Source organism: Aciduliprofundum sp. MAR08-339, assembly GCF_000327505.1.
In the GTDB taxonomy this organism is placed as follows: Archaea; Thermoplasmatota; Thermoplasmata; order Thermoplasmatales; family Aciduliprofundaceae; genus Aciduliprofundum.
The window spans coordinates 1,243,481-1,258,768 of record NC_019942.1 but is presented as its reverse complement, the minus strand read 5'-3'; the positions used below and the strand labels follow the sequence as shown (position 1 = coordinate 1,258,768).

The 15,288-nt window shown below is 42.6% G+C and carries 9 protein-coding genes and 1 rRNA gene; 3 read left to right on the top strand and 7 right to left on the bottom strand.

The features are described from left to right. Positions 1–4: 4 nt before the first annotated feature. The 3 genes from ACIM339_RS06720 to ACIM339_RS06710 form a co-directional block, all read right to left on the bottom strand. Entirely contained in the window at positions 5–1,153 is a 1,149-nt protein-coding gene (locus ACIM339_RS06720; RefSeq protein ID WP_015283859.1) for a magnesium transporter, read from the bottom strand. Between the two features lie 66 nt (positions 1,154–1,219). After that, positions 1,220–1,942: a hypothetical protein gene (locus ACIM339_RS06715; protein ID WP_015283858.1), complete on the bottom strand. Its 723-nt coding sequence runs from the start codon at positions 1,940–1,942 to the stop codon at positions 1,220–1,222. Further along, entirely contained in the window at positions 1,932–2,585 is a 654-nt protein-coding gene (locus tag ACIM339_RS06710; RefSeq protein WP_337954319.1) for an ABC transporter ATP-binding protein, read from the bottom strand. Before ACIM339_RS06710 ends, ACIM339_RS06715 begins: the two co-directional genes overlap by 11 nt. A gap of 44 nt (positions 2,586–2,629) precedes the next feature. On the opposite strand from ACIM339_RS06710, the gene ACIM339_RS06705 reads away from it, so the two are divergent. Genes ACIM339_RS06705 through ACIM339_RS06695 form a run of 3 tightly spaced genes read left to right on the top strand, consistent with a single transcriptional unit; the run spans position 2,630 to position 9,404 of the window. Then, positions 2,630–3,634 (top strand): FtsX-like permease family protein, encoded by a 1,005-nt coding sequence (locus ACIM339_RS06705; RefSeq protein WP_015283856.1) that lies wholly within the window; start codon positions 2,630–2,632, stop codon positions 3,632–3,634. Next, positions 3,631–7,854, top strand: a complete 4,224-nt coding sequence (locus ACIM339_RS06700; protein ID WP_015283855.1) for an FtsX-like permease family protein — start codon at positions 3,631–3,633, stop codon at positions 7,852–7,854. The genes ACIM339_RS06705 and ACIM339_RS06700 overlap by 4 nt, the downstream gene beginning before the upstream one ends. Next, positions 7,851–9,404 carry a hypothetical protein gene (locus ACIM339_RS06695; RefSeq protein ID WP_015283854.1) on the top strand — a complete coding sequence of 518 codons (1,554 nt, stop codon included), beginning with the start codon at positions 7,851–7,853 and terminating at the stop codon, positions 9,402–9,404. Before ACIM339_RS06700 ends, ACIM339_RS06695 begins: the two co-directional genes overlap by 4 nt. Here the strand turns inward: ACIM339_RS06695 and ACIM339_RS06690 are convergent. The 4 genes from ACIM339_RS06690 to mutS form a co-directional block, all read right to left on the bottom strand. After that, on the bottom strand, positions 9,328–9,789 hold the full coding sequence (locus ACIM339_RS06690; protein ID WP_015283853.1) for a hypothetical protein: 462 nt from the start codon (positions 9,787–9,789) through the stop codon (positions 9,328–9,330). The two genes, ACIM339_RS06695 and ACIM339_RS06690, sit on opposite strands and share 77 nt — an antisense overlap. Further along, complete coding sequence (locus ACIM339_RS06685; RefSeq protein ID WP_015283852.1) at positions 9,786–10,880, bottom strand: hypothetical protein; 1,095 nt, start codon at positions 10,878–10,880, stop codon at positions 9,786–9,788. The genes ACIM339_RS06690 and ACIM339_RS06685 overlap by 4 nt, the downstream gene beginning before the upstream one ends. A 101-nt stretch (positions 10,881–10,981) precedes the next feature. Continuing rightward, positions 10,982–12,459, bottom strand: a 16S ribosomal RNA gene (locus ACIM339_RS06680). A gap of 293 nt (positions 12,460–12,752) precedes the next feature. Further along, complete coding sequence (gene mutS, locus ACIM339_RS06675; protein WP_015283851.1) at positions 12,753–15,242, bottom strand: DNA mismatch repair protein MutS; 2,490 nt, start codon at positions 15,240–15,242, stop codon at positions 12,753–12,755. Positions 15,243–15,288: the final 46 nt, after the last annotated feature.

Below are 15,288 nucleotides of genomic sequence, written 5' to 3'. Positions count from 1 at the left end.
AAGATTAGAAAAATATGTAGTAGAGGAATATCATTGTTCCCGAGCCCACAATATCTGCTAGTGTTGTTATTATGGGTATAACTGCATTGTCGGGATCCATTTTTAGTTTTATGCTTAGGTATGTCAGGTAGTAGGATATGAGAATCAACAGTGTGGCTGCGAGCATGCCGGCGACGAATATCATGACCACAACCATAAAGTTCATTGTATAGAAGAATCCGAGTGCTGCAACTATGGATGCCATGATTATGGCCAGAACGTAGGTGGAAACCACATCTTCCAGAAACCTTCTTCCCTTGGGTATTATCCCGGGTTCTATGTATCCGAGATATATGAAGGATGACAGCCTTGCGGAGAGAACGCTGCCTATATTGCCAAGGGTTTCTTGAAAGGGGGGCAGGATCAAAAGCAATAGGGGAAGTTTGTTATCCTCCCACAGGGTGCCAGTAACTAGTTCAAAGAGACCCACAAGGATAAGCACAATGAAACTCTCCCTGTATATTCTTCTTCCCTCATGGCTTTTTAATGTTTTAAAAAACACGTAAAGGGTGTAGGCAACCCACACTCCCAGAAGTGCGTATCTGAGGATATCGGGTAACCAGGTTACTATGAGAGCGCTGAATATCATGAAAAATACCACGAGAAAGTCCCCCACTGCGGAAATTATTGGTACTCCGATGTTATCCGGATTCCATTTTTTCTCGTATGATTTCACGGCTATGTATGCAGATACAGGTGTCAGAATGGATGATGTAAAGAAGTGGTTTGTGAGTATTATTGTGAGGATTATCATTACAGGAATTATTATACCCTTTGTGAAATAGAAAACTCCAGATGTTAGGATGATCATAATATAGCTTACCGTGAAAGCCAGTGCTATTGCAGAAATTATGTTTATTTTCACCTTTTTATCCTTCATTCCTGAGATTTCTCCAAGATGAAGTTTGGAACTTAACCTTGAAATCTGTGCACCGTAAACGTTCCCTCGCATATCCAAGAGTGCTGGGAGAATCATCAGCAATCCTGGAATGGCGTTGAATACCCCTATGGATCTGTTTAAAAGCATTCCTGCAAAACTATCTGCTATAAGTGCCATCAAAAGAGCAATGAAGCTTTCCCGAATCATCTTTATGTCTACGAGGTGGCGGCTCATCGGCACCACCTCCTGTGCTCATCGGGACCATAGGGGGGGGATACCAATTGACCTATAAAATAGTAACTATTTTTTGGGTTTTACCATAAAGTAAACATGAACATTCGTGTAAAGATGACCATTAACGTACACGTCAAACGAAGCTAGATTTTTTCCCGTAACGGTGGAATTTGTTTCAAATTTTATTTCTTTCTCCTGTCCGTTTGAAAGATGGAAGTGAACGGTACCTATATTGATGTTATTTAATTTGAAAATGATCTTTAAATCCGAATCACCGTAGTTCCAGTTTTTCACCATTAGTTCAAAACTCACGTTTTTCCCAACAGTTACATTATGGGGCCAGGATTCTATGGAAATGTCCACTTCATGCCTGGGTGATGCGGTGAACTCTGAGTATCCCCATACTGTGATAAGAAGAATTGAAAGTATTATTACGGCAGAAACAAATTTTGAAGGTTTTTCCCATTTTATTCTCTTTATTTCCCCTCCTGATGAGAGTGCGTATGCAATGCACAGGTATGCCCCAACGGTGATGAGCATGGTGTATGGAGTAAGGATGGACAAGGCGGCAAGAACCACGGCAATCAAACCACTTATCCCCAAACTCAAAGGGGGTGATATTAGAACAAGTTCCTCGGTGTCCAGGTCCTTGTAAATCCTTATGGTGAAAAATCCCGGGGCAAAGAAAAGGATGAATCCGAGAGATATGAGTTTGGTGATCCACCACGGCAAGAAATATGTGAGGAAAAATAAAACGGTAAGCAGGGCCACGAGGTTCTTATCCTTCATACAGACTTCCCTCTTTCATAATGTATTTCCTTGCATTCAGTTTCTCCAATCTGGGATCGTGGGTAGCCAGTATTATTGTGACCCCCAATTCCTTATTTATTTTTTTCATAAGTTCCACAATGTTTTCCGTGTTTTCATCGTCCAGATTTGATGTGGGTTCATCAGCTATCAACAGTTCAGGATCATTGGCAAGAGCCCTTGCAATGGCCACACGCTGCATCTCTCCCCCACTCAAAGATGAGGGAAAGGAATGCATTTTTTCCTTTATGCCGAAATATTCCAACAAATCTTCCACTCGCTCTTTCCATCTCTTACCGGCCAGTTTTAGAGGAAGTGCTACGTTCTCCATTACCGTTAGATCATCTATCAAATTTGTGGACTGAAAGATTATTCCTATCCTTTGAAGCCTGAATTTTGCCCGCTCATTCTCACTTAATTTTGTTATTTCAATGTTTTCTATCTTTACACTTCCTTCATCGGGAATTTCCAGACCTGAAATTATATTGAGCAGAGTGGTTTTTCCAACACCTGACTGTCCTTTTATCATCACAATATATCCCCTATCAACGTTTAAATTCACCCTTCTGAGAACCATATAACTCCCATATGTTTTTGATACGTTTGATACGTTCAGATACACCACGCACAGTAAATTTAATAAGCATATATAGTTTTTACTGGACTGGAATGATTGCTCCGTTGAGGTATGTTATTTCGATAAGAAAACGCTCAAAAATAACCATTCTTGCAATAGCCATTGTGATAATGTTCATTACATCAACCTATACCATTGCCTACAGTTTTGAAGTGAGCAACAGGGAACTTGTTGAGAGATTTCATTCACAATATTACATAATTTCTTCATCCAAAAATCTCCTCAATAGTCGTGTGAACCATAAGGGGGCTATTGGCGCCTATGTGTACCTCATTCCGGCCAGAATCGGAAATTTGAGCACCTATGTTGTGGGGATATACGATCCACATAATGTGCTTGGGTGGGCGTATGGATGCAATCCTGGGTCAATAATCTTGGGAGAGTACTTTCACAAAAGAGGTGATGTGGGTGTCACAATTAAAGATGAGACACTGAAATTAAAGGTTCTGAGAACTATGAGGTTTGAATTTTTTCCGGATTACTGGGGAGTTATAAACTATACGGTTGCCAGAGAGTTTCAAAAGGAGCCCAATTTTATTATCACGGATAAGTATCTGGAGGTGGATGGCTTAATAACACAGTCAATGATAAAACTTGGAGATTTTTATTACAAAAGCGCGGAGGAAACCTACGTAGATTTGGTTCTTTTATCCTTGATTTCTGTTGTGGCCATATATTTTTTCATAAACGCACTGCTTGAAATGGAGATAAGTGAAAACATAAGGAAAATAGCCATAATACGGGCTTTGGGATCCACATCTCATAACATATCTGCAATATATTTTCTGAGATCTCTGTATATAGGTGCAGCCGGAATGATTGTAGGCCTCTCCTTTGGGATAGTCCTATCCTACATGCTTCCAACAATTCTCCAGTTTTCCGGATTGCTCAGTTCTCTCAGTATATCCATTCCATCCACAATGTTTCTAATAAACCTCCTGCTCACCGTGGTTGGAGCCACTCTTGCATCCATTCATCCCATAAGAAGGGCAGTTGGAACGGGAATACTGGAGGGAATGAGGAGGGGGGCTCTGTGATAATAAAAAAATCAATTATCGTGCCAGTTATAATTCTTATGATGCTTTTCACGTCCATCTTTGTATCTTTAAATTCAATGTACCTTATGCCCCAGGAAATAATGGGTAACAAAAACGTGTATGTACTCACATCCTCCCACGACAGGAATCCTCTGAGAAGCAATCTGAATTTGGCACTTGCGTACGGTCTGGAAAACACATCCTACATAACGGCCGTGAGCCCTGAGATCTTTCTTTTCACCACCATAAAAAATCAGCCTGTGACCTTGAGGGGTGTGGAATTCAAAAATTTTCTGAGCATAGAGGATGGAAAGATAGTAATGGGTAGCATGCCAAAAAACGTGGATGGTGCCCTTGCGGGGGCGAAAATTTTTAAGTTTCTGCACCTTAGCATTGGGGAAAAATTGAGTGTCTACGGTTCTTTTCAATCTTCATTTGCAATAATAAATATAACAGGAGTATTCAAAACTGGGAGCAGCGCTGATGATGAGATTCTGGTCTCTCTCCCAACAGCCCAGAAACTCGCCGGCTTGAAGGATAATCAGGTATCTATAATACGTTTTAAAACCGATGATTTGGAAAAAACGAAGGAACTATTGAATCCGGATTATCCAAAATTCACCGTCAATGTAACCTCAGTATCTCAAGTTTACTCCTACAACAAGTTTAATGCCACAGTTACAATAAAGAATATGGGATCTGAGGAGGGGATGTGCAGTTTTTACCTGAATTTTGAGAATCAAAGTTTCGAAAGAGATATATATGTTTCAGGGTCTGCAACTTTCAATGTTACACTTACAGCCTATATTCCAGGGCAGCAAAAAATAGATGTGGCGGTCAAAAACGATGTTCTTTATTACCCTTCTTTCTCTCAAATCTTGGTTGTGAAAAATCCCGTTGTTATAAGGGGTAAAACCCTGACATATGTGAACACTTCCACAAACTACGTTTTTCTAACAAGGAATGACAGGAAAATAACCAACGCCACCCTCGAGGTTTCTAACGGGCAGTATATGAAAATCTATCGTATAAACTACTCTGCAAATATCACGTTTCCCTTCGTTGGAAGGTACAATTTATCGTTCTACAAACCCGGATTTGAAAGCAGAAATCTGGTAGTGGAGGTATTTAAAAGGGAGAATCTTAGCGCACTTGCCAATATAACACCTTCCCCCATGGGAAATGTGGTCTTTGTTAAAAGAGGGGAAAGCATTGAGATAAACGCATCGAATGGAACGAGGATATTCTATTCTCTTGATAATGGTCTAATCAGGAATACGAACTCTTCAATCCCTCTTTACTCCATATCCGGTAATCACGTTCTCTCCATCAATGTGGTAAGAGGGTGGTTTATGGGCAATGAAACGTTAATTGTTCATATTTACAATAACTCTCAAATTTTCGCAAATGTACCCTTCAGTGACTTTACCCCTGTTTATTTCAATACCACTTACAACATCACGCTCTGGAGTGAGGTTCCGTTTCAAAATTTGTCTGTGAGGTTAGATGACCGTGTCATATATACGCTCAGAAACTACACCTTTGATTTTTATCTGTTCAATTACACAGTAAATATACCAATAAAAATTAGTGGGAAAGAGAGCAGACTAAATCTGGAGATATTTGCCAAAAATGTTGTCAATAGAACTTTGAAAATTGTTGTGAACCCAAGGGTTATTCATTCCTCTGATACCCAGAAACCTGAGATCATAGTTGGAGGTACCCAGAGAACTTCCACTGTGAGATGCAATCTACTTGGAAAAGATCCAGTAAGTATTAGAATATGGAGCGGTATACCCGTAGAGGTTAAGGCCTATGATGATCTTGGAGTTACAAATTTGACCGTGCAGATTTTTAACAGAACATACTACTCATCTCCCCCGAATATGGGGGAAGTGGATATTCCCACTATGGAGATAAGAAACGGTGAAGTTTATTTTATGCCAGAGGGAATCTATGAGGGTATAGCTACAGCAAGAGATGCGGCGGGAAATGTGAATGAAACTTATTTTGAGGTGATAATAAACAATACTGGAGAAAAGCTCCCTCCAATAGTTCTGGGAAGTGGAATTTTAAATTTCAATGGGGGAAAGCAATCTTACAAAATGAGGATTTTTGATAATACTCTGATAGAGGATGTTAAGGTTTATGTGAACGGTACACCAATTGAGCTTTATGAAAATCTCAGCGTGGAAAATTTCACCGTATGGATAAACTCATCCCAGGTGCCAGATGGTTTCTACAAGGGCTATATTTATGCTCAGGACATCTACGGAAATAAGAGAAGTTTTCCCCTGATCATAATCAAGAATTTCACTGATATGGTTCCACCAAAAATAGAGGTTGTGAAAACAAAAATATGGAGTGGGGAGGATATTGTTATCAGGGCCAAGGATAATACTTTGATGAAAAAACTCTCCGTTTTCATATTTGGGAAGTGGTTCAATGGCACAAGGGAAGTGAAGATTCCAACAATGGAGATTCTCAACAACTCCGTTGAGTTTGTTTCACCAGGAGTATACATCGCAAAAATATATGCAGAGGACATATTCAATAACAAGAACAACTCTGAGGTTAGGATTGAAATAAACAATACCGGAGAGAAAATTCCTCCTGTAATAATTCTTCCAAGTGTTTCAGTATGCAACGCCACGGATTATATAAATTTCACAGCCTATGACAATGTGGGTGTGAAAAGAATAAGTGTGATAGTATTTAATCGCACTGTTGCATCCGCAGATTCTAATAATATAAGTGTAAGGGCTGAAAAACTTGGTTACGGATTTGTGACGGTGGAAATATATGCAGCAGATGTGAATGGGAATGTTGCAATCTCTCCTTTTAAAATGTTTGTAATGGATAATATTCCTCCGAAGATCAATGACACGTACATACGTATCTGGAGCGGAAACACCACCAATGTGACTCTGTGGGATGACGTGGGTATAAAGTATGCAACGCTATCCATATTTGGAAAGATTTTCAGAAATTCAGGAAATAGAATTGAGATAAAAACAATGGAGATCTTAAATGACACCGTGCATTTCATACCGCCTGGAAGGTATGTTGGAAAATTGGTGGCAGCGGATTATTCTGGAAATGTAAATTCAACCTATGTTACGATCATCATAAACAACACCGGAGAGAGGATCCCCCCAGTAATCCTTGGAAAAACCTATAATATCATTTCAAACAATAAAAGTGCAATTTTCCGTGCCTTTGATAATGTGGGACTAAGAAAAATGTGGTGGACCTGTGATGGGATGGTTAGGGGAGAATCGGAAAATGGAACGATAGTCGTGCATTTCTCCCAGTTATCCATTGGAATCCACAATGTCACCATATATGCAGAGGATCTGAATGGAAACATAGCACGTATGAATGTTACACTGGATGTTGTAGGAATAACTCATGTCAACGTAAAGGTACAGGTTGAAAATTCCAATATAAATACCAACCAGCGTGGTATCATAAACATAGAAATAATCAATGGGCCAAATAGTGGGAAATATTCCACCATGGTATACCTGGATAATTCTCCTTATTACCTCATAAATCTAACTCTCATACCCTATGAAACACAGGGTTTAATTCTCAAGATTCCATATCTTTCAGAGGGGATACACAAGATTGTGGTGGGTAATGAAACTGTTACCATAAGAGTTTCAAATCCCTACGTGGAAAAACTTCCAATTGATCTACTTTTAAGGTACGACAAGAATCTAAATGTTACGGGTGGAAAGGAAGTGATATACAAGGGATTTCAGATATCTGAGGGTAACTTCATAATTCTTATATACTCTTTAATAGGAGTTGGAATGGTTCTTGTTATTCTTGGAATGTACTCATCCCTTCTTAAGGCACTAAAGGAGAGGAATATAGCGGTGCTTCGGGCAATAGGCGCGACAAACTCACAGATCCTGAAATTCGCTTTGAAGGATAGCTTTTATTACATATTCTTGCCCATTCTATTCGGAATAGTTGTGGGTTATATTATGCTATTCATTCTTCAGTATTTTGAGGTTCTAAGAGCATTTGGGCACAGATTAATCATATCAACGAATATACAACTGATCTCTCTGAATCTTATCATAGGACTAGGATTTGCCATCTTGACGATGGCAGTTGTGTTTAAGAACGTTCTATCTTCCAAGGTTGTGCATCTATTTTCTGGGGAAACGGGTGAGAGGGAGGTGGATTTAAAGGAGGTATTCCAATGAAAGGCAAGTGGATCGCACTGATTCTGATTTATATTCTGGCGGTTGTTGTTAGAATGTACCCTGTTTTCATCACCCCTGTTCCTTACAATGTGGACGCTCTACTTGATTCAAGGGCTTCCCAGTTTATTGCAACCCATGGAAATCTGGGATTTCCGAGCGGTGTGAGTTACAACAATCATCACACTCCCGTGACAATTCTTTTTAATGCACTTAGCGGTGCTCTATCCCAACTTGTGGGAGTTCCCGTCATGCATCTGATCCCCTTGATTTTTCCATTCATAACCTCCATTTCCGTGATTGGATGGTACCTTTTTAGCAAGAAAATAACCGGAAAAGATGAAATAGCCATTATGACCGCTGCGTTTTTTGCAATTAGCGGAACATACGTGCTCCAAACAGCCCTTGTGTGGAAGGAGGCTGTAGGGTTCGCTCTGATGCCCTTTGCTCTTTATACTTACAGGAAGAGAAATGCAGTTGCCATTTTCCTCCTTGCTATACTTCCCCTCACGCACCATTATGTGGCACTTTTAACCTATATGATGCTCTCCTACTCCGAGATTTTCACACTATACGAAAAGTACAGAAAACACGAGATTATGGAGAGAATTGATTATCTGTGGCCAGCGGTATTGCTCGTTCTTTGGATGTATCTTACCCTTTATTACTCTCTGACAGATTTCAATAGGGTTAATAACCTATCACCTTCAGGGCACCTATGGTTGTTTGTATCTTTATTTGTTCTGCTTTCCCTGGTAGGATTTAGGGTTTTGAAAAGCAATTTCAGAAGGGTGAATAATAGGTGGGTGATTTTGATTTCAATCATCCCAATGCTTCTTTATTTTGCATATTTCTTCTTTCCTGTGTTCTCCCGTACGATGTTGTTCAACACAACCACGTTCCTCTATACCTTTGGCTATGTGTTGATAATCCCAATTATATCTTCTGGAATCTATATTCTTAGCACTGCTAGATATGGAGAAAGGAAACGGTACATCTCCACTCTTATGGCTCCAATACAGATGATACTCTTCTTTATGCTCCAGGGATTTGATCCGGCTACCTATGATACAGTTAGTCGCACCTATGATTTTCTTGATCCTGGCACGCACACTGCTCTTGCCACAGCAACATTCAAAACAAGGAAAAAACTACTCTCTTTTGTCATAGTGTTCATAGTGCTTGCCACAACCACACCCCTTGCATACCATACCCAGGAGGCTTTTGGTGTGTCATATTTTATATATCCTGATGAGATGCATGCTGCAGAGTGGATCAAAGAGCATTTCAATACAAGCATAGCCACCGACGATAAACTGGGCCTTGTGGCCCGTAATGGATTCGATATAAATGCCTCCCGTAACTTACCGTATCTTTTGGAGAATGGAATACAACCAGGGGAGCATCTCTGGTTGATAGGGAGTTACTGGGAACATGGAGCGCAGATGTGTCCTATGGCGCCCATTCCCGTTAATGTTAGGAGGATTCAGCAGCAGGATTCTGTGATTTTTTCCTCTGGTCATACCTTTGTAGTTCTAAATAGTACTTCATAATTATTTCCGGAAATCTCAAAGCCACAAGCACGAGAAATATTGTGAGAACATACTGGTAGCTTACCGTAATATTTATTTTATCTATGTGGAGTGAGAAATATCCTCTGTTAAGAAGATAATATGCCCACAGTAGAATGGAAAACAATGCACCAAGGCCAAAGGCCATCTTGTATCTTGGATCCTCCCATATCTCCTCCAAGAATTTAAACAGGATATACAGAATGCCTGTGATCAATATGATTAAACCGTAGCTTGATATGCTGATACCAAGGTATGAAAAATACTCTCTCATGTATTTTACCAGGATTATCGGTATAACTATGAGAATAAGTAGTCTCAAAATGGCCCTGAGAACGGAGGCCACAAGATATTTTTTGTTTTTCATATATGAATCACCTCTTGATATGTGAGATGGGTATTGGTGTCGTAGAATATGATTCTCATCTCATCTACCGGTTGGGTTATCTCAATTTTTTCATATCTCCTTACCTCTTGATTGGGGAAGACTGAAAATGAGGATACACTTTTTGAGACCTCATTACCTTCATAATAGAATATCTTGGTAACCTTCATGGAGAGTTTGAAAGGTGATTTATCTGTAAATGAATAGTACAATGTTTCGTTTGGAAATATCTTGTAGGTGAGATTGGACAGGGGTGCGCCCCAATAATATTTTTCGGTGAAAGGAACTTTGAGTCCGAATATGGAAATATTACCCTGTAAAGTTAAATGCTGGGATTTTGTGAGTAATGTTTTGGTGTAATTGCTGAGTACTTCCATTTTCAATGTACCACGGTAGTACTCTCCCAGCTGAGCACTTCCATTGAATGAACCGCAAGAAGAATGGCCTACCAAAACATGGCCGTATACCGAAGCAAGACCTGAGAGGTATCCCGCAGTTTTAATGCTGTAAGGTATTTCAAATTTTATCATTCCCGAGGAGGCGTTCATATTCTCCGGGGCATACACTTTAACCTCTTCAATGGGAGGTACCCACCTGAACTTGTACAGCGAGTTTACAGATACATGAACCCAGTTTAGCATGTATTGGAGAGATATGGTTATGTTTGCATAGAACATATCCGCATGTTTAAAGTGATAGAGCGATGGATACTCCTCATTATATAATTTGAGCAGGTTTATTTTTACAGGTATGGAGAAGGTGTCTATGCTTGAGGTTTCTATATTTCCTATTCTCTCGTCTCTAGTTAATAGTGTTGTGGTGCTATTTCTCAATGTGTACCTGACGGATATATTGTCTATAGAGTACATTCCGTAGTTTTTTATTGTTACGGGTACATGTATGATGGCCTCCTCTCCATTGAATGTCAAAAATGGTTGCCCTACGCCTTCAAGGGTCACGTTTTCAGATGCAAATGATAAAATGGCAAGCAGGATTATGGCAATAATTCCTATCTTGCACAGAAGCAAAATTGTAGAGTATATTTTTAGAGCAATTTTGAGCTTATGTACCATAAAACATGCACGAATGTTGGGTTTATTAATTTTTCGCGGTAATTACTCAAAAAGAGCATAGGGGTGCTCGATAGGTTATGTGCCTGCGGTCTGTCGAACTTAGGAGGTGATCCATCCGCAGGTTCCCCTACGGATACCTTGTTACGACTTAACCCTCCTCGCTGACCCCAGGTTCGACCCTGCCCAGAGAACAGAGCCTCACCTAGAGCCAACTCGGATGGTTTGACGGGCGGTGTGTGCAAAGAGCAGGGGCGCATTCACCGCGCCATGTTGAGGCGCGATTACTACGGAATCCAGCTTCACGAGGGCGAGTTACAGCCCTCGATCTGAACTACGGACGGGTTTCAGGATTAGCTCCCCCTTTCGGGGTCGCAACCCATTGTCCCGCCCTTTGTAGCGCGCGTGTAGCCCGGGGGATTCGGGGCGTACTGACCTACCGTTGACCCCACCTTCCTCTGGCTTAGCGCCAGCGGTCTCCCCAGTGTGCTCTGCCCCCGGAGGGACAGGTAGCAACTGGGGACGGGGGTCTCGCTCGTTATCACACTTAAGTGAACGCCCTACGGTACGAGCTGACGATGGCCATGCACCACCTCTCCGGCTCTTATTCGGGCAAGGTCGTCAGCCTGGCCCACATGTGCCGGTCGCCCCCGGTGAGTTTTCCGGCGTTGAATCCAATTAAACCGCACGCTCCTCCCGTTGCAGTGCTCTCCCGCCAATTCCTTTAAGTTTCAGCCTTGCGGCCGTACTCCCCAAGCGGCCCGCTTAACACCTTCGCTCCGGCACTGCCGGCCCCCGAAAGACCGACAACACCAAGCGGGCAGCGTTTACAGCCAGGACTACCCGGGTATCTAATCCGGTTTGCTCCCCTGGCCTTCGTCCCTCACCGTCGGAGCCGTTCAAGCCGGACGCTTTCGCCACAGGTGGTCCCCCCGGGATTACAGGATTTTACCCCTACCCCGGGAGTACCTCCGGCCTCTCCCGGTCCCAAGACCCGCAGTCTCCCCGGAATTCCTGACGTTGAGCGCCAGGATTTACCCAGGGATTTACGGGTCCGGCTACGGACGCTTTAGGCTCAATAATAGTGGCCACCACTCGAGCTGCGGGTATTACCGCGGCGGCTGGCACCCGTCTTGCCCAGCCCTTATTCCTGGAGCTTTTTAGGCTCCAGAAAAGCCCTCCCGAAAGGAAGGGCACTCGGGCTCCCCTCGTCGCGCTTTCGCGCATTGCGAAGGTTTCGCGCCTGCTGCGCCCCGTAGGGCCTGGACTCGTGTCTCAGAGTCCATCTCCGGGCTTCCCCTCTCAGGGCCCGTACCCGTCGTAGGCTTGGTGGTCCTTTACACCACCAACTACCTGATAGGCCGCAGACCCATCCTCGGGCGCCGGAGCTTTCGGTCTCGGAACCTTCCAGTATCCGAGGCCTATGGGGTATTAGCCTCAGTTTCCCGAGGTTATCCCCCACCCGAGGGTAGGTTGTCCACGTGTTACTGAGCAGTCCGCCGGTGCTCCCGAAGGAGCCCCTAAACTCGCATGGCTTAGTCGGAGCCCGATAGCAGTGGCCTCCGGCAGGATCAACCGGAGTTGATCCCTTATGCTTGGAGAGTATACGACGACAGACCGCAGTCTGCACACCTATCGAGCGTCGGATTTGAGAGATCCATTCCCAAACGGGAAGTTTTTCTCAAATCCCCATTGAATCAGCACATTTAAGCAGCCATGGAACCCAGATGCTCATTTTTCACATCTGGCGCCTTATTTGGCTGCCTTGCAAAGCCCTTAATGAGCAACCAATATATATCCCTTTCGCTCATTATTCCATGGGCAATCTGGGATAAGGGCCAAATAGGAATTTTGTATATGAAATTTTCTGATAACTCATTTTAGTTTTGATGCCCTGTTTTTCAGTTCATTCAATTTATTCAGGGCCTCGAGAGGGGTCATATTCATAATGTCCAGATTCTTTAGCTCTTCCAGAATTTCATCGCAATTGGAATTGCCAAACAGCATTGTTTGTACGATTCTTCTTCCTCTGCGTACCTCAATCACTTTTTCCTCTTCAATCATTTCCAGAACGTTCTTGGCTCTTTTTACAACATCTTCCGGTACTCCTGCAAGTTTTGCCACTTCAATTCCATAACTCTTGCTCATACCCCCAGGCATAACCTTACGCACGAATACAAGGCCGTCTGGAGTTTCCTTCACCGCTATGTGGTAATTTCTCACATTTTCAAGTACATTTTCAAGCTCAATAAGATGATGGTAATGGGTTGCAAATATTGTTCTTGCCTTGATTTTGTTGTGGATATGCTCCGTTATGCTCCAGGCTATGGCCAAACCATCGTAGGTGCTCGTTCCACGTCCTATCTCATCAAGGAGAATCAGAGAACGTTCCGTTGCAGTGTTTAGAATATTTGCAAGTTCTACCATTTCCATCATGAAGGTGCTCCTACCCCTGGTTATATCATCGCTTGCCCCCACCCTGGTATATATTCTGTCCACAACACCTATTTTTGCATAGTCCGCAGGCACGAAGGAGCCCATCTGTGCGAGTATGGTGATAAGAGCCACCTGTCTCATATAGGTGCTCTTTCCTGCCATATTTGGACCAGTGAGCATTATGAATCTCGCCTCACCACTGATATTTGTATCGTTTGGAACAAAATCTGTGTACCTTTCAACAACAGGATGTCTGCCGTTCTTGATTGCTATGTCCATACTCTCATCCACAATGGGCCTTGTGTAATTCCACTCTAGAGCGACTTTTGCAAGGCTCTGTATCGTATCAATATGCGCGATGGCCTCTGCAACTCTTGCAATTCTGGAGGTTTCCCCTTTCAATTTTTCTATTATTTCTTCGTAGAGTGCCTGCTCAATATCATTTATTTTTTCCTTTGCACTAAGAATTCTGTACTCCAAATCCTTCAATTCATCGGTTATGAATCTTTCTGAATTCTTCAGTGTCTGTTTCCTCTTGTAGTGATCCGGAACCTTGCTAAGATTTGCCTTGCTCACCTCAATGTAATAACCCATCACGTCGTTGTATCCAATTTTCAAACTCTTTATGCCTGTTCTCCTCCTCTCCCTCTCCTCCATTTTCCCTATGAGGTCCTGTGCGTGGAGCGTAAGATCTCTAAGGCTGTCAAGTTCCCTGCTGTATCCCCTTTTTATCACCCCATCTCCTATGGGATAATCTCCGGCAATGCTCCTTTCAATTAAATCCACAATTTTTCCCAATCCTTCAATTTTTTCACTTTCTTCTCTCAAAATTTTAGATTCAAAATTCATCTTCAGATCCTGGGCATACTTGAGCCCCTCCTTTAACGCTATCAAATCCTTGGGCCTCGCCCTTCCAAGCGAGATTCTGGTCTTTATACGCTCCAGATCCTTTATGTGGGATAGTACATCCCTTATTGATTCGAGCATCATTTGCTTCTTGGTCAGTTCTTCCACAGCATCCTGCCTTTTTTCTATCTCATCCACATTCTTCAAGGGTCTCTGCATCCATCTCTTAAGAAGCCTTGAACCCATTGGGGTTACGCACGCGTTTATGGTGAAAAAGAGCGTGTATCTCTCCTCCCCCAAGAAATTCTTGAAAACTTCCAGGTTTTTCAGGGTGGTGGAATCTAAAATTAGGAATCTATCGCGAAAATAGCCCTGGAGGGAGGTTATATTCTTCAATTCTGACATGGTGTTCTCCTTGGCATATTTCAATGCGGCTGCTGCAGCCTTCAGCCCGTATTTTCCAATTCCAAATCCCTCAATCTCTGCAACTTTGAAATGGTCCTTGAGCAGGGACTCGTAATCAGAATAGTACTCCTCAGGCATGATTTTCTGGGGAACATCCACCTTAAGTTCAACATTGGATATGATCTCCGCGGGGCTCAGGCGGAGAATCTCACCATTAATTCCGTAAAAATCCAATTCACCTGCAAAGAACTCTCCTGTGGATATATCCAGAGCTGCGAATCCATAGGTCTCCTCCTTCCTATACACTGAGAGCAGGAAATTGTTATCGTATGTGAGGAGAGTATCCTCTATGAGGGTTCCTGGGGTGACTATCCGTATCACATCCCTCTTCACCAGACCCTTGGCCTTCTTCGGGTCTTCCAACTGCTCGCAGATGGCCACCCTGTACCCTTTTTTAACAAGTCTGGAAAGGTATGCATCCAAGGCGTGATGGGGTATGCCGGCCATTGGCACTGGCTCTTCCTTGCTTCTTCGTGTGAGCACTATATTTAGTTCCTTTGATACGATTTTTGCGTCCTCTTCAAAGGTCTCGTAAAAATCTCCAACACGGAAAAACAGTATGGCATCTCTGTACTTCGCCTTTATTTTGTGGTACTGTCTCATAAGGGGTGTGGCCATCTTCCATTCCTATGGGATTTTTATATTAAATCCTTTCTCTTGAAAA

What these genes read in the sequence shown, in the direction of transcription:
- ACIM339_RS06695 (WP_015283854.1), top strand. Translation starts at nt 7,851, where the DNA reads ATGAAAGGCAAGTGGATCGCACTGATTCTGATTTATATTCTGGCGGTT.
- ACIM339_RS06715 (WP_015283858.1), bottom strand. Translation starts at nt 1,942, where the DNA reads ATGAAGGATAAGAACCTCGTGGCCCTGCTTACCGTTTTATTTTTCCTC.
- ACIM339_RS06705 (WP_015283856.1), top strand. Translation starts at nt 2,630, where the DNA reads ATGATTGCTCCGTTGAGGTATGTTATTTCGATAAGAAAACGCTCAAAA.
- ACIM339_RS06720 (WP_015283859.1), bottom strand. Translation starts at nt 1,153, where the DNA reads ATGAGCCGCCACCTCGTAGACATAAAGATGATTCGGGAAAGCTTCATT.
- mutS (WP_015283851.1), bottom strand. Translation starts at nt 15,242, where the DNA reads ATGGCCACACCCCTTATGAGACAGTACCACAAAATAAAGGCGAAGTAC.
- ACIM339_RS06690 (WP_015283853.1), bottom strand. Translation starts at nt 9,789, where the DNA reads ATGAAAAACAAAAAATATCTTGTGGCCTCCGTTCTCAGGGCCATTTTG.
- ACIM339_RS06685 (WP_015283852.1), bottom strand. Translation starts at nt 10,880, where the DNA reads ATGGTACATAAGCTCAAAATTGCTCTAAAAATATACTCTACAATTTTG.